Origin of the sequence: Variovorax paradoxus, from assembly GCF_030811855.1 — a bacterium.
GTDB lineage: Bacteria > Pseudomonadota > Gammaproteobacteria > Burkholderiales > Burkholderiaceae_C > Variovorax > Variovorax paradoxus_L.
On the sequence record NZ_JAUSRN010000005.1, the window covers coordinates 1 to 24,253 of the forward strand.

The following is a 24,253-nucleotide window of genomic DNA, read 5'->3' on the forward strand; positions in this document are numbered from 1 at the left end:
GCGCACGAAAATTTGCGCTATTCGGGCCAGAACGTGTTCAAGGCTCTGCACAAACGGCACCCGGAGATGACCCAGGAAGACGCCAGCGCCATTGCTTCGGGTGGGCCGGAGAAGGTGGCTGAAGCCATCTATGGTGGTCGCCGCGATCTTGGCAACACTGAGCCGGGCGATGGGTGGAAGTATCACGGCCGCGGCTTTGTTCAATTGACGGGCCGCTACAACTACGAGCGCTATGGCAAGGCGCTTGGCCTGGACCTCGTGAATCAACCCGATTTGGCTTCAGAGCCCGCGAACTCGGCCAAGATCGCTGTGCAGTATTGGAAGGAACGCGTGGTGGCACGCGGCCATCAGCACGATGTCACCCGTGCCACCGAAGACATCAATGGCGGCCGGAATTCCCTAACAGAACGCAAAGCCGCCGCCACGCAGTGGGAAACCAAACTCGCCCACGGCTACAAGCCCGGCGATCCGGAGCCTGGCCAGTCGCTGCAGGACAGCCCGCTGTTCAAGCAAGCAAAATCTGCCCTTCAAGAGATCGATGCTCAGTTCGGCCGCAAGCCCGATCAGTTGACCGACAACGCCGCGGCCGCCATCGCAGTAGCCGCATTGCGCGGCGGCTTGACCCGCATCGACCACATGACGCTGGGCGGCAACGACAACAGCACGATCTTTGCGATTCAAGGCAAGCCGGGCGCGGCGCTTTCCAAGTTTGTCGATGTACCGACAGTGGAGTCGATGCACACGCCGGTCGCTCAAAGCTCGCAGGCGTTCACAGTCGTGCAGCAGGCACAGCAGGCGCAGCAGCAAGTTCCTCAGCAGAACAACCAGCAGACCGCGCAGCAGGCGGCGCCTGCGATGGCTCGCTGAGAAGCCGAGTCACCCGCCAATGCCCATGAATACCGCAACACCGGTCCCCTCGCTCAACCTCCTGCCCAAGGGCTTTCGCATCCTCACCGGCCAGTCGCGCGAGCCGATGATTGCCCTGGTGGCCAGCATGAGCCGCAACGCCTTGATCGTGATCGCCGCAAGCACCATGGCCCTTGGGGGATCGGACCTGCACTCGATCTTCACGAACGGTCTGCTCAAGGAGATCAACTACATGGTCACCGGCGAGAAGGAATCTCCCGTCTCGGCCATCGACAAGAACCTGGTGCTCACCCAGGTGGTCATGTCGGCCATCGACAACGCACAGGGCCTGGACGTGAGCACCAGCGGCTCCAACGTCACCAGCGTGGGCGTCTCCTCGCTCGTGGGTGCGCTGGGCGTGTCCAGCCCGGCGATGACGGCCGGGGCGCTGCTGTTGACCTACCAGGTGGGGTTGGCTCTGTTCATCAGCCTGGGACCGCTGTTCATCCTGTGCCTGATTTTCAAGCAGACCGAGTCGCTGTTTCACAAGTGGCTGCTGTACGGCATCGGGCTGCTGTTTTCGATGGCGGTGCTCAGCTTCATGGTGTCGCTGGTGCTGGAGTTGAACCTGCGCATTGCTGCGGGGCTGTGGGCGAGCAAGGCGATCACCAGCTTTCTGGGCGTGGGCGGCAGCACGGGCCTGACCAGCCAGGCGATGCTGCAGGGGGGCATCGGGATGCTGCTGACGGTGCTGCTGGTGACCGCGCCTGCGGCGGCGGCGCAGTTCTTCGGGGGGACGCTGGGGCAGTTCTATACGAGCTCGGTGCTCGGTGGCGGGGCTGGTGCGCAGCAGGGGCCTGGGGGGCAGGCGCCAGGGACTTATGCGCCAGCTCCAAATAGGACGGAAACGGCTACCCCGGTAGAAAGAACCGGAGGTGGACTCGGCGGCAGCCTCAACCGCGTCTCGGCACAGCCACCTACTGATGAAATCAGAGCCGCATCAGTCCCCCTCGCCACCAAAGGCACTCAAGGTTGATGGAAAAGCATGATGAAGACGTTAGCGCGAACTTTGTTGACGATGGTGGCGGGGTTGCTTTGGAATGGCCTCGTGCATGCCGAGGGCGGATTCTGCCCACCCGGCTCTATCGACCATAACAACGGCAGAGCAGGCGCCATTGTTTGCTCGCCGATTCCGGGATATGGGCAGCAACAAGCGCCGCAGCAACCAGCAACGCAGTGGGAAAGCCGGTGGGGGGCGATTGCAACCTCCGTACCAGATGGAATTCTCGGCGTAGCCACCGACAAGCGAAGCAAGCAGGAAGCGTCACAAGTGGCCGTGCAGGATTGCCAGTCAAAAGGTGGTTTGAACTGCAAGATCAAAATTCCATATGACAACCAGTGTGCTGCGATTGTTGTCGGCGACGGTGGCTACAACGCATCCAGCGCTATCACGGTAGATAGAGCCGTTGAGTTGGGCATGAAGACATGTCGTGACGGTGGACTCGCCAACTGCCACACCTACTACACCGCCTGCAGCCTGCCAGCCCGCATCCGGTAGCTGCGCCGCCGCTTCACAAGCCAAGCAATCCACCAAATCCTATGAATACTGCGCACCCACTTAGCAGTTGGATAGCAAACCTGCGCCAACTCCTCGCGCCCGCATTTGCACTTGGCGTCGCACTGTGCGTTACCTTGCCTTGCACTGCGGACGAACGCAAGCTGTCGATCAACTGCGGCCAAGCCCATGCCACCCTCCAGTGCACTCCCCGAAACGCGAATTGCACACGCACAACGGTAGGTCTTCAGACAAGTGACGGGGCTTCGCTAAAGCCGTTGAGCAAACCCCAGGGGATGGCCCGCTACACGGCGATCGGTCTGGCATGCGCCCTCGCAAAGGACAACACGCCCTATTTGTTGGTGCAATTTGGCGAGCGCCCGGAGGGATGCAAGTTCTGCGAATGGCTTCATGTCTACACGCTGCGAGGCAAGCTGTTGACGAAAAGCAAGCCACCGATTCTTCGCGACAACACACAGCCCGATCAAAGCACCCTGATGCCGAACAACAGCGAATTCAATGCCTTGAGCAAGAAGCTCGGCCTTGAGCGCCCCCAGTTCGTGTTCTTGAAGTAGCCAGCCCCCTTATCCACCCCATCCTCAGGAAAAATCATGGCAAGCACCGACACTTATGACGCATTGGTCCAGCCAAAAGGAAAGGCATACCGCGACGAACAGATCACCACCTACAGCCACTACAACGATGCAATCGATCAGACGCCCGGACGTGCTGCCGGAAACTCGCGTGTCTGGGGCGATGCCAGCCCCGCGGCCCAGTCTAGGGCGATCGATGAGTTAATTGCGGCGGGCGAGCGAGCCGACCTGAAGCCGCGCGAGATTGCCTATGTATTGGCCACGGCGCGCGTGGAGTCCGGGCTCAACCTCGACGCTGCCGCTGGCACCACTTCGGCGGTGGGGCTGGGTCAGTTCATTGACAAAACGGGAGCCGCCTACGGCATCAACGATGTCAATCGTGGCGATTTGAGCAAGCAGGCAGAAGCCCTGGTTGCGCACTACATGGACAACGCCCGACTGGCAAAGTCGCACGGCGAAGGCGAGGCATACGTCTACAAGTACCACCATGACGGCCCGGTCAGTGACTATGGCGGACTCGATATCGCCAAGAAGCATGTCCTACCTTATCTCGACGTCTACGAGAAGTTCGTGAACGAGCATCAGAAAAAGTACGGTGTGGAGGCCACAGATCCCAAGTTGGTCAGCGGGCAGACTGCTGGCTCGCGAGGCCAAGCCCTGAACCAAGGCGCCCATGGCCCAGTAGTGAGCGAGCTTCAAGCCAAGATTGGCCAGTTGGGCTATACCGGCGCCAATGGCAAGCCGATCAATGCCGATGGCAATTTTGGGCGCGGCACGCGCGACGCCGTCAAAGCGTTTCAGCGCGACAACCATCTAAAGGAAGATGGGACTGTCGGGCCGGGCACGTTGCAAGCCATTGATGCCAAACTCAAGGAGCGCGTGGCTCCGTCTCTGTCACCGGGGCTGATCACCGACGCCAGCCACTCCGGCCACGCGATGTTTCAGCAGGCCAGGTCGGCCCTTCAGAAGATCGATGCCCAGTATGGCCGCAAGCCCGATCAGTTGACCGACAACGCCGCGGCGGCCATTGCAGTGGCCGCATTGCGCGGTGGTTTGACCCGCATCGATCACATGACGCTGGGCGGCAACGACAACAGCACGATCTTCGCGATTCAAGGCAAGCCGGGCGCTGCGCTTTCCAAGTTTGTCGATGTGCCGACGGTGGAATCGATGCACACGCCGGTTGCCCAAAGCTCGCAGGCGTTCACAGTCGTACAGCAGTCGCAGCAGCAAGCTTCTCAGCACAACAACCAGCAGGCCGCACAGCAGGCGGCGCCTGCGATGGCTCGCTGAGCCTCTCATTCATCAGCCAAGTCACCGCCAGCGCTCATGAATATCGCAACACCGGTCCGTTCGCTCATCACCCCGACCAAAAGCTTTCGCATCCTCACCGGCCAGTCGCGCGAGCCGCTGATCGCCCTGGTGGCCGGCATGAGCCGCAACGCCCTGATCGTGATCGCCGCAAGCACCATGGCCCTCGGGAGCTCGGACCTGCATTCGATCTTCACGAACGGCCTGCTCCAGGAGGTCAACTATATGGTCACCGGCGAGAGGGAGTCGCCCGTCTCGGCCATCGACAAGAACCTGGTGCTCACACAGGTGGTGATGTCGGCCATCGACCAAGCGCAGGGGCTGAACGTGAGCACCAGCGGCTCGAACGTGACCAGCGTGGGCATGTCTTCGCTCGTGGGTGCGCTGGGCGTGTCCAGCCCGGCGATCACGGCCGGGGCGCTGCTGCTGACCTACCAGGTGGGGTTGGCTCTCTTCATCAGCCTGGGCCCCCTGTTCATCCTGTGCCTGATCTTCAAGCAGACCGAGTCGCTGTTTCACAAGTGGCTGCTGTACGGCATCGGGCTGCTGTTTTCGATGGCGGTGCTCAGCTTCATGGTGTCGCTGGTGCTCGAGTTGAACCTGCGCATTGCCGCGGGGCTGTGGGCCAGTTCGGCGATCACCAGCTTTCTGGGTATCAGTGGCAGCACGGGCCTGACCAGCCAGGCGATGCTGCAAGGGGGCATCGGGCTGCTGCTGACGGTGCTGCTGGTGACCGCGCCCGCGGCGGCGGCGCAGTTCTTTGGGGGGACGCTGGGGCAGTTCTATACGAGTTCGGTGCTCGGTGGTGGAGCCGGCGCCCAGCAAGGGCCGGGGGGGCAGGCGCCGGGGACTTATACGCCTCCGGCTAGTGGTACCAATACCCCTGTACAAGGAGGAAGCGGAGGCTACGGCAATACACAGCCACAAGTTGGCAGCAATGCTTCAAGCTCGCGTACCTCGCCACAACCACCTGCTGACGAGATCAGGACTGCTTCCCTTCCCCCGCCACCAAAGGCGCTCAAGGTCGATGGAGAAGCATGATGAAGATGTTGGGGCGAGCTTTCTTGTTGGTGATAGCGGGACTTCTTTGGAATGGTCTCGCGCATGCTGAAGGCAACTGCCCTCCGGGGCAATACCCTGTTGGCGGACAAGGGTGGCAGGGTTGCAATCCCATTCCGGGCTACGGAAACCAGCAGCAAGCGCCACAACGGCCCGCAGAGGTTTGGCAGGATCGGTACGGAGCAATTGCGGGCGATGACAAAAACGGCATCCTGGGCTTAGCCACAGATATGCGTGCCGAAGGAGTGGCCAAAGATGCGGCCATGGTGGATTGCAACGCCAAGGGTGGTGTCGACTGCAAGGTAAAGATCGCCTTTAGAAATGCATGCGCAGCATTCTCAACAGGCGATAGGCAATACACCGTGGTGGCGCGCCCAAGGCTGGAGGACGCAGTCTCGGCCGGCATAAAAGGTTGCGTGGACACAGGCGACAGAAACTGCCGCACTGCTCTCAAAGTTTGCAGCCCCCCCGTGCGGGTTCAATAACCACCATGAAGCGCCTCTTCGCGTTCTCCGTCTTTCTTGCAATCACCACCGCCGCTTGCGGCCAAGCCATGAAACAACCCGATATCAAACTCAATCCGCATCCCAAGATGCGCTATGAAATCACGTTAACCATCGAAGACGCGCCTGGGCCGTTCGATGCCGTTGAAGGATCCGCCGGCTACCAAGTTTCGAATGACCGCTGCGTACCGCTGCAACCCATTAGTGGAGCGCAGCACACCCCCAGAAAATTCGTGCCGCTGAGCCTGACCCGCGTAAGCGACAAGGTCTACAAGGGCATGTTCTACGTCGACTACTTGCAGGACGAGGACTACTTCGGCCTGGGCGTGTGCCGATGGTCGATGACGTTCGTCGGCTTCAGTCTGCAGATCGGGAACTTGGTATTTAGCCATTCCCTTGATCTCAACGAAGCCCTGGTGGGCAAGCCAGTGCCTAGGTATTTCAACAATCGGTCTTACTTCAGCGAGGATGCCAAGTCGAAGCGGGACGACCATCCGCGTATCAGTAGTGGCAACGCACAACGCTCCGACTTCAAGGAGGATTCGAACAACACCTTCTCGATGACGCTCACTGCCAAGGAGAATTTCCAGTGACGATCAACTCCACGGATTACGCATTGCTGGCCAAGGATTCGTACAACGATCCTGATCCCGATCCGAAGAAAAGAGAGATCACCCTTGACGGTGTCAAGTACAAAATCGTCGACCATGTAGACAACCCGACGACCGGCTTCCAGGCGACGGCCTACCAGCGGGTCAATACGGGCGAAGTTGTCATTGCATTTCGCGGCACCGAGTTCGACCGCGAGCCGGTGCACGACGGCGTCGTCGATGTCGGCATGGCGTTGGCGGGCGTCAACGTACAAGCGGCCGATGCCGACGCTTTCACGAAAAGGGTGCTGAAACAGGCGGAGGCCGATGCACAAGAAACCCAACGACCTCTCAACGTCACCGTGACCGGTCACTCGCTGGGCGGCACGCTGGCCGAACTTCAGGCCCACAAGTTCGGCCTCAAAGGCGAAACCTTCAACGCCTTCGGCGCGGCCGGGCTGGTGCATGGCGCTCCCAAAGGCGGCCACCAAGTCATCAACCACGTTCGCGCCGGCGATCCGGTGAGCGCTGCCAGTGCGCACTTTGGCGAGGTGCGGGTCTACGCCGCCCAGCAGGATATCGACACGCTGGGCAAGGCGGGATACCGCGATGATGGCGGCGGTCTGACTATGCGCAATCCTGTCAAGGCGACCAATTTCAGCGCACATTCGATAGACAACTTCGTGCCCAACAGCGACACGCTGGGTCACTCGATCATTGCGCCAGAGAACCAAGCGCGCTATCACGCCCATCACGGCATGATTAATCGCTATCGCAACGACGTATACGCCGCCCGTGCCATCGCATCCGTTCCGCTGCAAACCGGGGTGCAGGCCGGCCAGGCGGTCGGCCAAGCGGCGGGGCAGGTCTACGACACCACAAGCACCGCGGTCATCCACGCGACAGAAACGACGGGCAAGGCGGTCGTTTCAGGCGCACAGGCGGTCGGCCACGCGGCCGAGCGAACCTACGATGCCACGCGCGAGCAGGTGATCACGGGCACCCAGCGGGCCGGGCGAGCGCTGGAGCAAGCCGGTGAAGCGGTGCGCGAGGGCGCCTCCCGCGCCATGGACAAGCTCACCGACAAGTTAGGGTCGTGGCTCAGCAGCGAGGCAGGGCCAATGCCGTTGTTGAACGATGGCCAGCATCCCGGCAACGGGTTCTACAAGCAGGCCTTGGCCGGGCTGGAGAAGATCAACGCCGAGCGCGGCATCCCCTCCGATCAACGCACCTGCAACGCCGCCGGCACGTTGGCCGCATCGGCGTGTGAATCCAGATTCAGGCAGATCGATCATGTGGTGTTGAACGACAACGGCAGCAAGCTCATTGCGGTGCAGGGCCAACCGGGCGCCGCGCTGTCGAAGGTGATCGGTGTGGACACGGTGGTGGCGCTGAACACGCCGCTTGCAGAAAGCTCGCAGGCCTTTGCCGTTGCCGAGGCGCAGAACCAGCAACAGACCCAGCAGCGCTCGCAGCAGGTGAATCAGCCTGTCCAGGCGCAAGCCGGGCCGGTTCTGGCTTGAGCTGGCGCTGTCAGTCATTCCAGCCCATTGCGTTACCCAAGGGAATTTGAAGTGAAATCAAAAACACACATCACGAGCATCGCTCTCAGCGTCTTTTTCAGTGTTTTCATGACACCCCTTGCCGCCCACGCGCAGGACAAGATTGTCAGGGTGCAAACTCTCCAGGACGCGTGGCAGGTACGCCGCGCGGAGACGCGTGCGTTCATCACGGCAATTGGTGACGAGAAAGCCACTCAGGCGCAGCACGCCAGCGCGCTACGCGACTTTGATGCTCGTTTGACTGCCGCCGAGAAGGGCGAACTAACGCCCATAGAGACCATGGAACTGTTTCAGGTCTTCTACATCCCCAAGGCGCTGCAGCAAAAGCCGCCGCGTTTCGACACAATGCTTCGAATCATTGCCGCGCAGGCCACGATGGGTTGGTACGACGCGTTGCGCTTCGCAGACGACAGTGGCCGGGCCGAGATCTCGAGCAACGAGGCCTTTTTTACGCTCGCCTTTGATAAAAGCGCTCGGGACTTTGTCCGATTCATGAAGGAGCAGCCTGATCAGGCCGCCGCAGCGGTCAAGGCCGGCATCCAAGATGCCCGCGACAAGATCGCGGCCAAACACATCAACTACGACGCGACTTGGCCGGCCTCCTATGGCATATTGCGCATGCAGTGCGCCATGAAGAACGCCAAGACATGCGAGGGGCCCGCGCCGCGCCCCGCTGGCGACTGGCCTGCGCTGCTCGATCAAGCCGCTCAGCGGGTCAGCACCGTCTACCGGGCCGCTAAAGGCGAGTAAATGACACGTGCTCCGTAGACCGTCGATGCCATGATTATTCCTTGCTGCCTGGTCGACCTGAATCCGGCGCCCTGCACCATCAGTTGGCCAGCAACTGCCGCAGCACAAACGGCAGGATGCCGCCATGCTTGTAGTAATCCACCTCGATCGGCGTGTCGATGCGCAGGCGCACCGTCACCTCCTGGTGCGAGCCGTCGGCGCGATGCACGACCAGCTTCACATCCATCTGCGGCTTGAGCTGGCCACCGATCACCACATCGATTTTTTCGTCGCCCTTGAGGGCCAGCGTCTGCCATGAATCGGCGCCGCGGAACTGCAGCGGCAGCACGCCCATGCCAACCAGGTTGGCGCGGTGGATGCGCTCGAAGCTGCGAGCCACCACGGCCTTGATGCCCAAGAGCTGCGTGCCCTTGGCGGCCCAGTCGCGCGACGAGCCCGTGCCGTATTCCTCGCCGCCGAAGACTACCGTCGGCACGCCCTGCTCCATGTATTTCATGGCGGCGTCATAGATGAACATCTTTTGATTGCCGGGCTGGAACAGCGTGACGCCACCCTCTTCCTGAGTGCCGTTGACGTCGGGCGGAATCATCAGGTTCTTGATGCGCACGTTGGCAAAGGTGCCGCGCATCATCACGTCGTGGTTGCCGCGTCGCGAGCCATAGCTGTTGAAGTCGGCCTTCGGCACGCCATGCGCCTTGAGCCAGATGCCTGCGGGCGAGCTTTCCTTGATGGAGCCGGCCGGCGAGATGTGGTCGGTGGTGATCGAGTCGCCGAACAGGGCCATGACGCGCGCGCCTTTGAAGCCCGCGTCCGATGCATGCGGCGCCATCTTGAAGTCGGAGAAGAACGGCGGCTCGGCGATGTAGGTCGACTTGGGCCAATCGTAGACCTGGCCCGCCGTGCCTTCGATGCTGCTCCAGAACTTGCCCGGGTCGCTCTTGACCTTGTCGTAGTTGTCGCGGAACGACTTGGCGTTCATCGCAAAGCGCAGGTTGTCGTCGATCTCCTTCGGCGTCGGCCAGATGTCGCCCAGGTATATGTTCTTGCCGTTCTTGCCCTTGCCCACGGGCTCGGTCATGAGGTCGACCATCACGTTGCCCGCGATCGCGAACGCCACCACCAGCGGCGGCGACGCCAGGAAGTTGGCCTTCAGGTTCGGATGGATGCGCGCCTCGAAATTGCGGTTGCCCGAGAGCACGGCCGCGCCGACCAGGTCGTTCTTGACGATGGCGTCGTTGATCTCCGGCGTGAGGTCGCCCGCATTGCCAATGCAGGTGGTGCAGCCGTAGCCGGCCAGATAGAAGCCCAGTTTCTCGAGGTACGGCAACAGGCCGGCTTTCTCGAGATATTCGGTGACGATGCGGGAACCGGGCGCGAGCGAGGTCTTGACGTGCGGCTTGACCGTGAGGCCCGCCTCCACCGCCTTCTTGGCCAGCAGGCCGGCCGCAAGCATCACACTCGGATTGGAGGTGTTGGTGCACGAGGTGATGGCCGCGATCAGTACATCTCCGTTGCCGATGGTCACGCCATCGGCCTTGGGCGCTGCCGGCGCGGTTGCGTTCACGTGGGCGGCTGCCTTGGTCGACCGATTGGCCACCATCTCGACCACTTCGCGCGGTGCGCCCGGCGGTGGCGGCGCGGCTTCCTCGTCGTCGCCTTGGCCGCTCGTGGTGAGCGGATAGCGCAGCTTCAGCCGCTCGGGTGGCTGGTTGAAGCCGTTGGCATCGTTGGGCTTGCTGAAGAGCTCGGAGAACTTGGTCGACAGGTGGCCCAGATCGATGCGATCCTGAGGACGCTTCGGGCCCGCAAGGCTCGGCGACACGGTGCCGAGGTCGAGCTTGACGATCTTGGTGTAGTCGATGTCGCCCGGCGCGGGCATGCCGAACAGGCCTTGCGCCTTGTAGTAGGACTCGAAGAGCTCGACCTCTTCCTTGGTGCGGCCGGTGCCTTCGAAATACGCGACGGTCATTTCATCGACCGGGAAGAAGCCCATGGTGGCGCCGTACTCGGGCGCCATGTTGCCGATGGTCGCGCGGTCGGGCACGGCGATGGAGGCGGCGCCTGGGCCAAAGAATTCGACGAACTTGCCCACCACTTTTTCGGCCCGCAGGATGGACGTGACGAACAGCACCAGGTCGGTGGCCGTGACCCCTTCGCGCAGCTTGCCGGTGAGTTCGAAGCCCACCACGTCGGGCGTCAGCATGTACACGGGCTGGCCCAGCATGGCCGCCTCGGCCTCGATGCCGCCCACGCCCCAGCCGACCACGCCCACGCCGTTGATCATGGTGGTGTGGCTGTCGGTGCCGACCAGCGAGTCGGGGTAATAGGTGGGCACGTCGGCGTTGTCGCTCGAACTCTTGTAGACGCCGCGCGCAAAGTATTCGAGGTTGACCTGGTGCACGATGCCGAAGCCCGGCGGCACGACGCGGAACGTGTCGAAGGCCTGCATGCCCCACTTCATGAACTGGTAGCGCTCGTTGTTGCGCTGGAACTCCAGCTTCATGTTCAGGTCGAGCGCCTTGGGCGTGCCGTAGTAGTCGACCATCACCGAATGGTCGACCACCAGATCGACGGGCACCAGAGGCTCGATGGTCTTGGGCGATTTGCCGAGCTTGGCAGCCACGCTGCGCATCGCGGCCAGGTCGGCCAACAACGGCACGCCGGTGAAGTCCTGCAGTATTACGCGGGTCACGACAAACGGAATTTCATCGGTGCGCTCCGCATTGGGCGCCCAATGCGCCAGCTCTTCCACGTGCTTGGCCGAGACCTTCTGCCCGTCGCAATTGCGCAGCACCGACTCGAGCACGATGCGGATCGAAACCGGCAGTCGGTCTACGGTGGGATATTGCTTGGCCAGTTCCTTGAGAGACCAGTATTTGCCGGATTTCCCCGATGCAGTCTTGAAGGTCTTGAGGGTGGACGCAAAGGCGTGTGCCGGTGCTTTGGCCATTGAGGAACTCCTGTGTGTTCGGTCGATTCGTGGAAGCACCTCAAAGATAGCAGGGATCGATGTCAGTTGTTGTAGTCTGCCTTCCCTGCCGCCCTCTTGCGACGACCTTTTCCTCATGGCGAAAAATGCCCGCGAGACGGGTGCGGCGGGCATTCCAACACTCACGCCAGCGCCATGTTCGTCCCGCCACGCGTGCGGCGCAAACCGGTCCATTGCAGTTCGGCCAGCACCACCACGCACAGCGCCTGCGCCAGCACCCACACCATGCCCAGCGCGCTGATCGCGAACATACCGCTCATCAGCAGTGCGATGCAGGCCACGGCCCAACCGAAGTTGCCGACCACGACGAGGCCGATCAACGTGCGCGGCGGCGTGCGGCGGCTGGCCATGAACGCGGCGGCGGCCGCATAGGCGAGCAGGAACACGCCCGTTCCCAGGAGCAGCGGCGCCGGCAATCCAGTCAGCCGTGCGAGCGCACCGGTGAACGCAACCTGCAGCGCGCCGGTCGCGGCGCAAGAGGCGGCGTCGGCCCACATCACGTTGGGCAGGAAGCGGGGGGATGCAAAGACGGACATGAGAATCTCCTTTGGGTTGGTTACGCCGCAAGCCTGTCCTGCCGCGTTGGAGCCAATGATTCCGAAGGCTGCGCACACGGTCGATAACCTGTGAGGTCATGGCGCGGCCCTGGCGCCACGCCAAAATCAGGGCCATGAACACTTCCCGCCCCCACTCGTCCAAGGCCAGCCAGCCCGGCGCGCGCGACCCGTTCGGCGTCCACCTGCGGCACTGGCGCACGCACCGCCGGCTGAGCCAGCTCGACCTCGCCCAGGAAGCCGAGGTATCGACCCGCCACCTGAGCTATGTGGAAACCGGCCGCGCCGCCCCCAGCCGCGAAATGGTGCTGCGCCTGGCCGAGCGGCTCGAAGTGCCCCTGCGCGAGCGCAATGCGCTCCTGGTGGCGGCGGGCTTCGCGCCGATGTACAGGCAGCGCTCGCTCGACGACCCCGCCATGGCGTCGGCACGGCGTGCGGTGGACCTGGTGCTCAAAGGCCATGAGCCCTTTCCCGCGTTGGCGGTGGACCGCCACTGGAACCTGGTGGCGCACAACGCGCTGGTGCCAATGCTGATGGCCGGCGCCGCGCCCGAGCTGGTGAAGCCGCCCATCAACGTGCTTCGCCTGAGCCTGCATCCCGACGGCCTGGCCTCGCGCATTGCCAATCTTGCGCAGTGGCGTGCCCATCTGCTCGAACGATTGCAACAGCAGATCGCCGCGACGGGCGACACGGCGCTGCAGGCCCTGCACGATGAACTCGAGGCCTATCCCACGCCCCAGGTGAGCCATGACACGCCCGCCGTGGACACCGAGCTCTCGGGCGTCGTGGTGCCCTTTCAACTGGCCACGCCGAATGGCGTGCTGAGCTTCATCAGCACCACGACCATCTTCGGCACGCCGGTGGACGTCACCCTGCAGGAGTTGGCGGTGGAGTCGTTCTTTCCGGCCGATGCGCAGACGGCCGCGGCGCTGACCGCATTGGCGGCCGGCTGAAGAAAGCCAGCTAGCGCCGGACGTAAAAAAGCCCCGCGCAAGCGGGGCTCTTCAGGTTGCGACGCAGCGCGTGGATCACGCCACGGCAGCCGCTTCGGTCTTGTAGTCGTCGATCTTGTCGAAGTTCAGGTACTGGTAGATCTGGGCGCTCGACGCATCGAGCACGCCGGTTGCGGCCATGTACTCTTCCCGCGTCGGGATGCGGCCCAGGCGCGAGCAGATCGCCGCCAGTTCCGCCGAGCCAAGGTACACGTTGGTGTTCTTGCCCAGGCGGTTGGGGAAGTTGCGGGTGCTGGTCGACATGACCGTGGCGCCTTCGCGCACCTGTGCCTGGTTGCCCATGCACAGCGAGCAGCCCGGCATTTCGGTGCGCGCACCTGCATTGCCGAACACTCCGTAGTGGCCTTCTTCGGTGAGCTGCTGGGCGTCCATCTTGGTGGGTGGCGCGATCCACAGCTTGACCGGGATGTCGCGCTTGCCTTCGAGCAGCTTCGACGCGGCGCGGAAGTGGCCGATGTTGGTCATGCACGAGCCGATGAACACTTCGTCGATCTGCGCACCGGCCACGTCGCTGAGCGTCTTCACGTCGTCAGGGTCGTTCGGGCAGGCCACGATGGGTTCGTGGATCTCGGCCAGGTCGATCTCGATGACGGCGGCGTAGTCGGCGTCGGCATCGCCCTTGAGCAGTTGCGGGTCCGCAAGCCAGGCTTCTTGCGCGGCGATGCGGCGGGCCAGCGTACGGGCGTCGGCGTAGCCTTCGGCAATCATCCACTTCATCAGCGTGATGTTGCTGTTGATGTACTCCTGAATCGGTTCCTTGTTCAGGTGCACCGTGCAGCCGGCGGCCGAGCGTTCGGCCGAGGCATCGCTCAGCTCGAAGGCTTGCTCCACCTTCAGGTCAGGCAGGCCTTCGATTTCGAGGATGCGGCCCGAGAAGATGTTCTTCTTGCCTTGCTTGGCCACGGTCAGCAGGCCGGCCTTGATGGCGTACAGCGGAATGGCGTTGACCAGGTCGCGCAGCGTGACGCCGGGCTGCATCTTGCCCTTGAAGCGCACGAGCACCGACTCGGGCATGTCCAGCGGCATCACGCCGGTGGCGGCCGCGAAGGCCACCAGGCCGGAGCCTGCGGGGAAGCTGATGCCGATGGGGAAACGGGTGTGGCTGTCGCCGCCCGTGCCCACGGTGTCGGGCGTCAGCAGGCGGTTGAGCCAGCTGTGGATCACGCCGTCGCCCGGGCGCAGCGAAACGCCGCCGCGGTTGGCCATGAAATCGGGGAGTTCATGGTGCATCTTGACGTCGACCTTCTTCGGGTACGCCGCCGTGTGGCAGAACGACTGCATCACGAGGTCGGCCGAGAAGCCCAGGCAGGCCAGGTCCTTCAGCTCGTCGCGCGTCATCGGGCCGGTGGTGTCCTGCGAGCCGACCGAGGTCATCTTGGGTTCGCAATACGTGCCCGGGCGAACGCCCTGGCCTTCGGGCAGGCCGCAGGCGCGGCCGACCATCTTCTGTGCGAGCGAGAAGCCCTTCTTGGTGTCGACCGGGCTTTGCGGCAGACGGAACAGCGTGGAGACGGGCAGGCCCAGCGCCTCGCGCGCCTTGGCCGTGAGGCCGCGGCCGATGATCAGCGGAATGCGGCCGCCGGCGCGCACTTCGTCGAACAGCACGTCGCTCTTGACCTGGAATTCGGCGATGACCTTGCCGTCTTTCAGGGCCTTGCCTTCGTAGGGACGCAGCTCGACCACGTCGCCCATGTTCATCTGCGTCACGTCGAGCTCGATGGGCAGTGCGCCCGAGTCTTCCATCGTGTTGTAGAAGATGGGAGCGATCTTGCCGCCGAGGCAGACGCCGCCAAAGCGCTTGTTCGGCACGAAGGGAATGTCTTCGCCGGTGAACCACAGCACCGAATTGGTGGCGCTCTTGCGCGACGAACCCGTGCCGACCACGTCGCCGGCGTAGGCCACGAGGTGGCCGCGTGCGCGCAGGTCTTCGATGAACTTCACAGGGCCGCGCTTGCCGTCTTCTTCAGGGACGATGCCGGGGCGGGCGTTCTTGTGCATCGCCAGGGCGTGCATCGGAATGTCGGGACGCGTCGTCGCATCGGGTGCGGGCGACAGGTCATCGGTGTTGATTTCGCCAGCCACCTTGAAGATGCTGACGGTAATGCTTTGCGGCACTTCGGGGCGGCTGGTGAACCATTCGGCATCGGCCCAGCTTTGCAGCACGCCCTTGGCGTGGGCGTTGCCCTTGTCGGCCTTTTCCTTGACGTCGTGGAACTGGTCGAACATCAGCAGGGTTTTCTTCAGGCCTTCGGCCGCCACGGCGCCAACTTCGGCGTCGTCGAGCAGGTCGATCATCGGGCTGATGTTGTAGCCGCCGAGCATGGTGCCGAGCAATTCGGTGGCACGGGCACGCGAAATGAACGCGTTCTTCTCGGTACCGTGGGCCACGGCCGCCAGGTAGCTCGCCTTGACCTTGGCCGCGTCATCGACGCCGGCGGGCACGCGATAGGTGAGCAGATCGAGCAGGAAAGCACCGTCCTTGGCATTCGCGCTCTTGAGGAGCTCGATCGCTTCGGCGGTTTGCTTCGCGCTCAATGGCAGCGGCGGAATACCGAGCGCGGCGCGTTCGGCAACATGGTCAACGTAGGCTTGCAACATCTTCTTTTCTCCGGAAACTAGGCTGGCGGGCGTGCGGTACGGCAAGCAAGAGCCGCGCCGCACCCCGTGTGGGGACTCTTACTTCTTGGCTGCGTCAGCGCCTTCGAACAGGCTCTTCGGCGGGTTCTTCTTCATTTCTTCGGCAAACGCAACCTGCTCGGCCGTCTGGCATTCGTCTGCAATGCGCAGGCCCGCCTTCTGGTTCATCAGCATCGACTTGTTGCCAAGCTGCAGCCACATGGCGCCTGCGCGGGGGTCTTCGAGGCGGATGGCGCCGGTGCGGCTTTCAACCGGGTGCATGCGGTACTTCACGCCCTTGGTCGACACGTTGAAGAAGCCGGGCTTCTTCTCGTCGGCGGCCACGGTCACGTCGGCGCCGAGCTCGCACTGGGCCTTGCCGAGCGAAACGCGCTTGGCGACTTCGAGGTCGGAGTCGGTCAGCACGATGTTGGTTTCATCGGCGATGGGCGTGACTTCCTCGACCGCCTTGGCGGCCTTGCGGGTGACCTGCTTCTTGGGGGGCGCCTTCTTGGCTTCGGCCTTGGGGGCGGCGGTCTGCGCCGTGGCGGCAAACGGGAGCGCCAGGGCCAGGGCTGCGATCAGAACAATTTTCTTCATGGGTGTTTCCTTGAGGCTGGATTCGGAGGTTTCAGGAGGCCGCGAGTGCAAACCAGGCTTTTGCCTCTGGAGGCAACACGCGCCCTGTTGCGTGGGCACGCGTCAGCACTTGCCAGAAATGGCGATAGCTCGCGCGGTCGTGCAATGTGCCATCGATTTGGGTCGGAGCCCAATTTGCGCTGGCCGCATTTGTAATGATTTTTGTGGCAATTTGAATTTGCGCCTCGTCCGGCGCAAAAGCCTCGAGGATGGGCCGGATCTGGTTCGGATGAATGCTCCACATGCGTGTGTAGCCGAATTCGGTGGCCGCCTTGCGGGCTGCCATGCGCATGACGTTGGTGTCGTTGAACTCGGTCACGACGCAATGCGACGGCACCTTGCCGTACGCATGCGCCGCGGATGCTATGGCCAGCTTGGCGCGCACCACCAGTGGATGCGTGAATTGACCGGCAGCCCCCATCCCATCAGCGGGAATGGCGCCCGCATGGGCGGAAACGAAATCCATCAGGCCGAAACTCAGCGACTGCACACGCGGATGCGCCGCAATTTCGAAGGCGTTGTGCACGGCCAGCGGCGATTCGATGAGGACGTGCAGCGGCAGCGCGTCTGCATCCGCGGCCTCGAGTGCCGCCACCGCCTGCACCACGTCGGCGACGGACTCGACTTTGGGCACCATCAGGTGGCTGAGCCTGTGGCCCGCGCGGCCGGCAATGGTGATCACGTCGCCGGCAAAGGCCGGATGATCGACCGGATGCACGCGCACGCCGACCCGCATGCCCGGCTTGGCTGCCAGCGCGAGTTCGGTCACGAGGGCGGCATGCTCCGCCTCGCCGCCCACCGGGGCACCGTCTTCGCAATCGAGCGTGACGTCGAACACGCAGGCGCCGAATTCATCGGCCATCTCGGCCTGCAGTGCCAGGCTCTTCTTCATGCGCGCTTCAACGCCGCTGTAGTGATCGCACACGGGCAACGTCACGGCACCGGCTTGCGCGCCGAGCAGCACTTCGCCGGGATGAACGGACTTCGTCATGCTTTTCTCTGCGCCACGATGAACATGCGCGGAAAGGCCAGCAGGCGCTTGCCGTCGGTGCGGGCGGGATAGGCTTCGTTCACGCGGCGCTCGTACTCTGCGAGATAGCTGGCCTGCAAGTCGGCCGGCAACCGATCGACAAAAGGCTTCAGCCCCGTGCCGCGCACCCATTCGACGATGGCCGCGGCATCGGCCATCGGGTGCTGGTAGATGGTGTGCCACACATCGACCTTGGCCGCATCGGGCGCCAGCAGGTCGTAGTAGCCGCTGTGCGGCAGCAGCAAGGTGCGCAGCCGGTCGGCATTGCCGATGGGCTCGGCCCAGGGCGCCTCGGCCGCCACGGCGCGCATCAGGCGGTGCGTGGGCTCCTCGCGGTTGTCGGGCATCTGGATGGCGAGCACGCCACCCGGGGCCAGTGCAGCAAACAGGCGCGGGATCAGCTTTTCGTGGTCCGGCACCCATTGCAGGGCTGCGTTGGCATAAATGAGGTCGGGCGCTTCTTGCGGCGCCCAGGTCGCGATGTCGCTCAACTCGAAGCGCGCCTGCGGCAGGCGCTCGCGCGCACTGGCCAGCATGGCTTCGGAGTTGTCGGTCCCGACGACTTGCGCCTTCGGGAACCGATGGACCAGCAGCTCGGTGGAATTGCCCGGCCCGCAGCCGAGGTCGACCGCACGGGCCGCCTCTTGCAACGGCACCCGCGCCAGGAGTTCCTGTGCGGGTCGGGTGCGCTCGTCCTCGTAGCGACGGTAGAGCGCGGGGTTCCAGTCGAGCATGCCGGCCGTCTGCTTAGATCAGGTGCGCAACGCCGGCTTGCTCGCCTTGCAGCTCTTCCAGGGTCTTGTTGATTCGTTCCTGGCTGAAGGCGTCGATCTCGAGGCCTTCGACCAGCTTGTATTCGCCGTTTTCGCAGGTGACGGGGAAGCCGAACATCGTGTCCTTCGGAATGCCGTACTGGCCGTCCGACGGGATGCCCATGGTGACCCACTTGCCGTTGGTGCCCAGGGCCCAGTCGCGCATGTGGTCGATGGCTGCGTTGGCGGCCGAGGCAGCCGACGACAGGCCACGTGCCTCGATGATGGCTGCGCCGCGTTTGCCGACAGTCGGCAGGAACACGTTCGCGTTCCATTCCTGGTCGTTGATCATCTTGGCGACGCTGTCGCCCTTGATGGTGGCAAAGCGGTAGTCGGCGTACATGGTGGGCGAGTGGTTGCCCCACACGACCAGCTTTTCGATGTCGGCCACGGGCTTGCCCGTCTTGGCAGCAATCTGGCTGGCAGCGCGGTTGTGGTCCAGGCGCAGCATGGCGGTGAAGTTCTTGCGCGGCAGATCAGGGGCGCTCTTCATCGCGATGTAGGCGTTGGTGTTGGCAGGGTTGCCGACCACCAGCACCTTGACGTTGCGGCTGGCAACGGCGTTCAGTGCCTTGCCCTGCGCCGTGAAGATGGCGCCGTTGACGGCCAGCAGCTCGGCACGCTCCATGCCCGGGCCGCGCGGACGCGAACCGACCAAGAGGGCGTAGTCGGCATCCTTGAAGGCGGTCATCGGGTCGCCGTGGGCTTCCATGCCGGCCAGCAGCGGGAAGGCGCAGTCGTCGAGCTCCATCATCACGCCCTTGAGGGCCTTCTGGGCCTTCTCGTCGGGGATTTCGAGCAGCTGAAGAATGACCGGCTGGTCTTTGCCGAGCATTTCGCCGGACGCGATACGGAACAACAGGGCGTAACCGATTTGGCCGGCGGCACCGGTGACGGCAACGCGGACGGGTTTTTTGCTCATGGGAAGACTCCAGAAGGTGGTGAAACGGTATCGGCGGGCGCGCTTGGCGCCGACGGTGCTGCAGGGCGGGAATCCTTCCCGCGGCGCAGGCCGGCCCGCATTTTAAGCCGATTCGATCAACGCCGTCTTATGTCTTATATAAGATATGCTCGGAGGTTCCGCCACGGCGCACCCCACCGCTGCCATGAATGCCGCCAACGTCCTCGAAGATTCCGCGACGCCCTCCTTCAGTCCGCTCTACCAGCAGATCAAGACATTGATCCTGCAGAGCCTGCAGGCCGGCGAGTGGAAGCCGGGCGAGCCCATTCCGAGCGAGATGGACCTGGCGGTGCGCTATCGCGTGAGCCAGGGCACGGTGCGCAAGGCCATCGACGAACTCTCGGCCGAAAACCTCGTGGTGCGGCGCCAGGGCAAGGGCACCTTCGTCGCCACGCATGCCGAGCAGCATGTGCAGTACCGCTTTCTCAAGCTCGTGCCCGACGTCGGCACCCCGAGCACCGAAGGCCCCGCCGAGCGCACCATCGTCGACTGCCGCCGCCAGCGTGCCTCGGCCGACGTGGCGCGTGCGCTGGGCCTGCGCACCGGCGATGCGGTGCTGCAGGTGCGACGCGTGCTCGCCTACGGGGGCGTGCCCACCATCCTCGAAGACCTCTGGCTGCCCGGTGCGCCCTTCAAGGGCCTCACCGCCGAGCGGCTGCGTGCCTGGCCGGGCCCGATGTACGCCATGTTCGAAACAGAGTTCGGCGTGCGCATGGTGCGCGCCGAAGAAAAGATCCGCGCCGTGCTGCCCGATGCGGAGCAAGCGGCGCTGCTCGACGTGTCACTGCAAATGCCTTTGCTGAGCGTGGAGCGCCTGGCGCACACGTACCACGACATGCCGATGGAATTGCGCCGCGGCCTCTATCGCACCGACACGCACCACTACCGCAACCAGCTCGGCTGAGATTCATCCAGATGACTTGCCGACCCAACTGCGCCGAAGCGCCCGCGACCCGCGCGCAGCACGCTACCAACTCAATAGCATCCGACTGCAGCGCGGCCCCGTCACGGGCACCGCCGCCGGGCAATGGTGCATTGCAATAGAATTTTGCGTTGTTTGCATTCCGCAGAAGAAACAAAAGCGTTCGCTCTCAGAACATCAGAACAAGCCACCAAGCCACGAAAGCCTTCCCCCAATGTCAGAGCTTGCAACCCCTCCCCGGCCACCGCGCCGCGAATTCCGAAACATCAACGCCTTCACCGATCTCACGACCTACCGGTTGCCGCCGGCCGGCATCGTGTCGATCCTGCACCGCGTAAGCGGCGTCCTCATGTTCCTGCTGCTGCCGTTCATCATCTGGATGTTCGACACCTCCCTCTCGTCCGACTATTCGTTCGCCAGGTTCAAGGCCGCCTTCAGCAGCGGCCTTGGTTTCGTTCCGGGCTGGTTCTTGAAGCTGGTGGTTCTCGCGCTGATCTGGGCCTACCTGCACCACTTCATCGCCGGCCTGCGCCACCTCTGGATGGACGTGAGCCACGCCGCCGTCACCAAGGAGTTCGGACACAGCTCCGCCCTGGTCACGCTGGTCCTGAGCGTTTTGCTCACCGTGGTGCTCGGCGCCAAGCTGTTCGGCCTGTACTGAGAAGGAGCCAACCATGTCTGTGAATTACGGCTCCAAGCGCATCGTCGTCGGCGCACATTACGGTTTGCGCGACTGGCTCAGCCAGCGCATCACGGGCGGCCTGATGGCGCTCTTCACGATCATCCTGCTCGCACAGCTGATCTTCACGCGTGGCCCCATCGGCTACGACCTCTGGGCCGGCATCTTCGCCGCGCAGTGGATGAAGGTGCTGACCTTCTCCGTGATCGTTTCCCTGCTCTATCACGTGTGGGTTGGCATGCGCGACGTGTGGATGGACTACGTCCAGCCCGTCGGCATTCGCCTCGCCCTGCAAATTTTCACCATCGTCTGGCTTGTCGGTTGTGCGGGTTGGGCCATTCAAGTGCTTTGGAAGATCTGACCCCGTCCCCACCATGACCTACACAAAAGACCAAATCACCAAGCGCAAGTTCGACGTCGTCATCGTCGGTGCCGGCGGCTCCGGCATGCGCGCCTCGCTGCAACTGGCCCGCGCGGGCCTGAACGTGGCGGTGCTCTCCAAGGTGTTCCCGACCCGTTCGCACACCGTGGCTGCCCAAGGCGGCGTGGGCGCATCGCTCGGCAACATGAGCGAGGACAACTGGCACTACCACTTCTACGACACGATCAAGGGTTCCGACTGGCTCGGCGACCAGGACGCGATCGAGTTCATGTGCCGCGAAGCCCCGAAGGTCGTGTACGAGCTCGAGCACTTCGGCATGCCCTTCGACCGCAATCCCGACGGCACCATCTACCAGCGTCCGTTCGGCGGCCACACCGCCAACTACGGTGAAAAGCCCGTGCAGCGCGCCTGCGCCGCGGCCGACCGCACCGGCCACGCAATGCTGCACACGCTCTACCAAAAGAACGTCGAAGCCCGCACCCAGTTCTTCGTCGAGTGGATGGCCCTCGACCTGATCCGCGACGCCGAAGGCGACGTGGTCGGCGTCACGGCACTCGAAATGGAAACCGGCGACCTGCACATCCTGCAGGCCAAGACCGTGTTGCTGGCCACCGGCGGTGCCGGCCGCATCTTCCAGGCCTCGACCAACGCCTTCATCAACACCGGCGACGGCCTCGGCATGGCCGCGCGCTCGGGCATTCCGCTGCAGGACATGGAGTTCTGGCAGTTCCACCCGACCGGCGTGGCCGGCGCCGGTGTGCTGCTGACCGAAGGCTGCCGCGGCGAAGGTGCCATCTTGCTGAACAGCAACGGTGAACGCTTCATGGAGCGCTATGCGCCCACCCTGAAGGACTTGGCACCGCGCGACTTCGTCTCGCGCTCGATGGACCAGGAAATCAAGGAAGGCCGCGGCTGTGGTCCCAACAAGGACTACGTGCTGCTGAAGCTCGACCACCTCGGTGCCGAGACCATCCACAAGCGCCTGCCTTCGGTGTACGAGATCGGCGTCAACTTCGCCAACGTCGACATCACCAAGGAACCGATTCCCGTCGTGCCGACCATCCACTACCAGATGGGCGGCATCCCCACCAACATCAACGGCCAGGTCGTGGTTCAGCAAGGCGAACAGAACAGCGCCGTGGTGAACGGCCTCTATGCCGTGGGCGAATGCTCCTGCGTGAGCGTGCACGGCGCCAACCGCCTGGGCACCAACTCGCTGCTCGACCTGCTGGTGTTCGGCCGCGCGGCCGGCAACCACATCGTTGAATTCAACGACAAGCTGAAAGAGCACAAGCCGCTGCCGGCCGATGCCGCCGACCGCACGCTGGAGCGCCTGAACCGGCTCGAAGCAGCCACCGGCGGCGAGTACGCGCAGGACGTGGCGGGCGAGATCCGCGCCGTCATGCAGCAGCACGCCGCCGTGTTCCGCAAGCAGTCCTCGATGGACGAAGGCGTGGTCAAGATCGCTGCCGTGCGCGAGCGCGTCAACGCCATCGGCCTCAAGGACAAGTCCAAGGTGTTCAACACCGCGCGCATCGAAGCGCTTGAAGTCGACAACCTGATCGAAGTGGCGCAAGCCACGATGGTCTCGGCCGCCGCCCGCAAGGAATGCCGCGGCGCGCACACCGTCGAAGACTACGAACGCCCGGCCGACGACCCGGTCGCGCCGCTCGGCCGCGACGACGCCAACTGGATGAAGCACACGCTCTGGTACAGCCAGGACAACCGCCTCTCCTACAAGCCGGTCAATCTCAAGCCGCTGACGGTCGACTCCGTTCCTCCCAAGGTCCGTACGTTCTAAACAAGAACAACATCACAAGGTTTCACGATGAAGCGCACATTCCAGATCTACCGCTACGACCCGGACAAGGACGCCAAGCCCTACATGCAGACGATCGAGATCGAACTCGACGGCCATGAGCGCATGCTGCTCGACGCCCTGATGAAGCTCAAGGCGCAAGATCCCACGCTGTCGTTCCGCCGCTCGTGCCGTGAAGGCGTCTGCGGTTCCGACGCGATGAACATCAACGGCAAGAACGGCCTCGCCTGCCTGACCAACATGCTCACGCTCAAGGGCACGATTGTGTTGAAGCCGCTGCCGGGCCTGCCGGTGATCCGCGACCTGATCGTGGACATGACGCAGTTCTTCAAGCAGTACAACTCGATCAAGCCGTACCTGCAGAACGACAACGTGCCGCCCGAGAAAGAGCGCCTGCAGTCACCCGAAGAGCGCGATGAGCTCAACGGCCTGTACGAGTGCATTCTGTGCGCGAGCTGTTCCACCAGCTGCCCCAGCTTCTGGTGGAACCCCGACAAGTTCGTGGGCCCGGCAGGCCTGCTGCAGGCCTACCGCTTCATCGCCGACAGCCGCGACGAAGCTACCGCCGAGCGCCTGGACAACCTCGAAGACCCGTACCGCCTGTTCCGCTGCCACACGATCATGAACTGCGTCGACGTGTGCCCCAAGAACCTGAATCCCACCAAGGCGATCGGCAAGATCAAGGAATTGATGGTGCGCCGCGCCATCTGAACTTTTGCCGGAGAAACCATGCAAACCGCCGCCGAACTCGCACAGCCGATCAGCGAACGAGCGCTGAGCAAGCTGAAATGGCGCTGCCGGCGCGGCTTGTTAGAGAACGACCTGTTCATCGCCCGCTTCTTCGAGCGGCACGAATCCCACATGACCAACGGCCAGGCGGGAGCGATGGAGACATTGATGGACCTGTCGGACAACGACCTCCTCGATCTTCTGCTGCGAAGAAAGGAGCCCGAGCCCGCATGGGCCGGGGCCGAGGTGGTCGAACTGCTGCAGTTGATGCGTACCGACGGCGCACAGCGTCCCGCAACCTCCGTTTCCTCTTCGCCCTCCTGAATACTCCTCTGAAAG

General features: G+C 63.4%; 24 protein-coding genes. 17 read left to right on the forward strand and 7 right to left on the reverse strand.

Annotated elements, in window-relative coordinates; all coding sequences use genetic code 11:
- The 10 genes from J2X92_RS11435 to J2X92_RS11480 form a co-directional block, all read left to right on the forward strand.
- A partial coding sequence (locus tag J2X92_RS11435; RefSeq protein WP_307575786.1) for an XVIPCD domain-containing protein occupies positions 1–867 on the forward strand: 867 nt, incomplete at its 5' end.
- 25 nt (positions 868–892) lie between these two features.
- Positions 893–1,882 carry a type IV secretion system protein gene (locus J2X92_RS11440; protein ID WP_307575788.1) on the forward strand — a complete coding sequence of 330 codons (990 nt, stop codon included), beginning with the start codon at positions 893–895 and terminating at the stop codon, positions 1,880–1,882.
- Positions 1,883–1,891: 9 nt separating this feature from the next.
- Positions 1,892–2,404 carry a DUF4189 domain-containing protein gene (locus J2X92_RS11445; RefSeq protein WP_307575790.1) on the forward strand — a complete coding sequence of 171 codons (513 nt, stop codon included), beginning with the start codon at positions 1,892–1,894 and terminating at the stop codon, positions 2,402–2,404.
- Between the two features lie 275 nt (positions 2,405–2,679).
- Positions 2,680–2,976 carry a hypothetical protein gene (locus J2X92_RS11450; RefSeq protein ID WP_307575792.1) on the forward strand — a complete coding sequence of 99 codons (297 nt, stop codon included), beginning with the start codon at positions 2,680–2,682 and terminating at the stop codon, positions 2,974–2,976.
- A 36-nt stretch (positions 2,977–3,012) separates the two neighbouring features.
- Complete coding sequence (locus J2X92_RS11455; RefSeq protein ID WP_307575794.1) at positions 3,013–4,287, forward strand: peptidoglycan-binding protein; 1,275 nt, start codon at positions 3,013–3,015, stop codon at positions 4,285–4,287.
- Positions 4,288–4,323: 36 nt separating this feature from the next.
- Positions 4,324–5,346 carry a type IV secretion system protein gene (locus tag J2X92_RS11460; RefSeq protein WP_307575796.1) on the forward strand — a complete coding sequence of 341 codons (1,023 nt, stop codon included), beginning with the start codon at positions 4,324–4,326 and terminating at the stop codon, positions 5,344–5,346.
- A complete protein-coding gene (locus tag J2X92_RS11465) occupies positions 5,343–5,849 on the forward strand; it encodes a DUF4189 domain-containing protein (RefSeq protein ID WP_307575798.1) in 507 nt (168 codons plus the stop codon). The genes J2X92_RS11460 and J2X92_RS11465 overlap by 4 nt, the downstream gene beginning before the upstream one ends.
- Positions 5,850–5,854: 5 nt before the next feature.
- Positions 5,855–6,460, forward strand: coding sequence for a hypothetical protein (locus J2X92_RS11470; RefSeq protein WP_307575800.1), 606 nt, complete (start codon positions 5,855–5,857; stop codon positions 6,458–6,460).
- Complete coding sequence (locus tag J2X92_RS11475; RefSeq protein WP_307575802.1) at positions 6,457–7,980, forward strand: XVIPCD domain-containing protein; 1,524 nt, start codon at positions 6,457–6,459, stop codon at positions 7,978–7,980. The genes J2X92_RS11470 and J2X92_RS11475 overlap by 4 nt, the downstream gene beginning before the upstream one ends.
- Positions 7,981–8,031: 51 nt before the next feature.
- Complete coding sequence (locus tag J2X92_RS11480) at positions 8,032–8,769, forward strand: hypothetical protein (RefSeq protein ID WP_307575804.1); 738 nt, start codon at positions 8,032–8,034, stop codon at positions 8,767–8,769.
- A gap of 79 nt (positions 8,770–8,848) precedes the next feature.
- Here J2X92_RS11480 and J2X92_RS11485 read toward each other — a convergent pair whose 3' ends face one another.
- Positions 8,849–11,719: an aconitate hydratase gene (locus J2X92_RS11485; protein WP_307575806.1), complete on the reverse strand. Its 2,871-nt coding sequence runs from the start codon at positions 11,717–11,719 to the stop codon at positions 8,849–8,851.
- A 161-nt stretch (positions 11,720–11,880) separates the two neighbouring features.
- Positions 11,881–12,294, reverse strand: coding sequence for a hypothetical protein (locus J2X92_RS11490; RefSeq protein ID WP_307575808.1), 414 nt, complete (start codon positions 12,292–12,294; stop codon positions 11,881–11,883).
- Between the two features lie 134 nt (positions 12,295–12,428).
- Between J2X92_RS11490 and J2X92_RS11495 the strand changes: the two genes are divergently transcribed.
- The gene (locus J2X92_RS11495; RefSeq protein WP_307575810.1) at positions 12,429–13,265 is read left to right on the forward strand and encodes a helix-turn-helix domain-containing protein; all 837 of its coding nucleotides are present in this window, start codon (positions 12,429–12,431) and stop codon (positions 13,263–13,265) included.
- A gap of 75 nt (positions 13,266–13,340) precedes the next feature.
- Here the strand turns inward: J2X92_RS11495 and J2X92_RS11500 are convergent, their stop codons facing one another.
- The 5 genes from J2X92_RS11500 to J2X92_RS11520 form a co-directional block, all read right to left on the reverse strand.
- Positions 13,341–15,923 carry a bifunctional aconitate hydratase 2/2-methylisocitrate dehydratase gene (locus J2X92_RS11500; protein ID WP_307575812.1) on the reverse strand — a complete coding sequence of 861 codons (2,583 nt, stop codon included), beginning with the start codon at positions 15,921–15,923 and terminating at the stop codon, positions 13,341–13,343.
- Positions 15,924–16,001: 78 nt separating this feature from the next.
- Positions 16,002–16,541, reverse strand: coding sequence for a hypothetical protein (locus tag J2X92_RS11505; protein ID WP_307575813.1), 540 nt, complete (start codon positions 16,539–16,541; stop codon positions 16,002–16,004).
- 31 nt (positions 16,542–16,572) lie between these two features.
- Complete coding sequence (locus tag J2X92_RS11510; protein WP_307575815.1) at positions 16,573–17,571, reverse strand: HpcH/HpaI aldolase/citrate lyase family protein; 999 nt, start codon at positions 17,569–17,571, stop codon at positions 16,573–16,575.
- On the reverse strand, positions 17,568–18,344 hold the full coding sequence (gene tam / locus J2X92_RS11515) for a trans-aconitate 2-methyltransferase (RefSeq protein ID WP_307575816.1): 777 nt from the start codon (positions 18,342–18,344) through the stop codon (positions 17,568–17,570). The genes J2X92_RS11510 and tam overlap by 4 nt, the downstream gene beginning before the upstream one ends.
- A gap of 13 nt (positions 18,345–18,357) precedes the next feature.
- On the reverse strand, positions 18,358–19,344 hold the full coding sequence (locus J2X92_RS11520) for a malate dehydrogenase (RefSeq protein WP_307575818.1): 987 nt from the start codon (positions 19,342–19,344) through the stop codon (positions 18,358–18,360).
- Positions 19,345–19,528: 184 nt separating this feature from the next.
- Between J2X92_RS11520 and J2X92_RS11525 the strand changes: the two genes are divergently transcribed.
- The 6 genes from J2X92_RS11525 (at position 19,529) to J2X92_RS11550 (ending at position 24,238) form a co-directional block, all read left to right on the forward strand.
- Complete coding sequence (locus tag J2X92_RS11525) at positions 19,529–20,287, forward strand: GntR family transcriptional regulator (protein ID WP_307575819.1); 759 nt, start codon at positions 19,529–19,531, stop codon at positions 20,285–20,287.
- 232 nt (positions 20,288–20,519) lie between these two features.
- Complete coding sequence (gene sdhC, locus J2X92_RS11530) at positions 20,520–20,966, forward strand: succinate dehydrogenase, cytochrome b556 subunit (RefSeq protein WP_307575820.1); 447 nt, start codon at positions 20,520–20,522, stop codon at positions 20,964–20,966.
- Between the two features lie 13 nt (positions 20,967–20,979).
- On the forward strand, positions 20,980–21,345 hold the full coding sequence (gene sdhD, locus J2X92_RS11535; protein WP_028259020.1) for a succinate dehydrogenase, hydrophobic membrane anchor protein: 366 nt from the start codon (positions 20,980–20,982) through the stop codon (positions 21,343–21,345).
- 13 nt (positions 21,346–21,358) lie between these two features.
- On the forward strand, positions 21,359–23,167 hold the full coding sequence (gene sdhA, locus J2X92_RS11540; protein ID WP_307575822.1) for a succinate dehydrogenase flavoprotein subunit: 1,809 nt from the start codon (positions 21,359–21,361) through the stop codon (positions 23,165–23,167).
- A 27-nt stretch (positions 23,168–23,194) separates the two neighbouring features.
- Complete coding sequence (locus tag J2X92_RS11545) at positions 23,195–23,896, forward strand: succinate dehydrogenase iron-sulfur subunit (RefSeq protein WP_055804283.1); 702 nt, start codon at positions 23,195–23,197, stop codon at positions 23,894–23,896.
- 18 nt (positions 23,897–23,914) lie between these two features.
- Complete coding sequence (locus J2X92_RS11550) at positions 23,915–24,238, forward strand: FAD assembly factor SdhE (RefSeq protein WP_055804281.1); 324 nt, start codon at positions 23,915–23,917, stop codon at positions 24,236–24,238.
- Positions 24,239–24,253 lie beyond the last annotated feature (15 nt).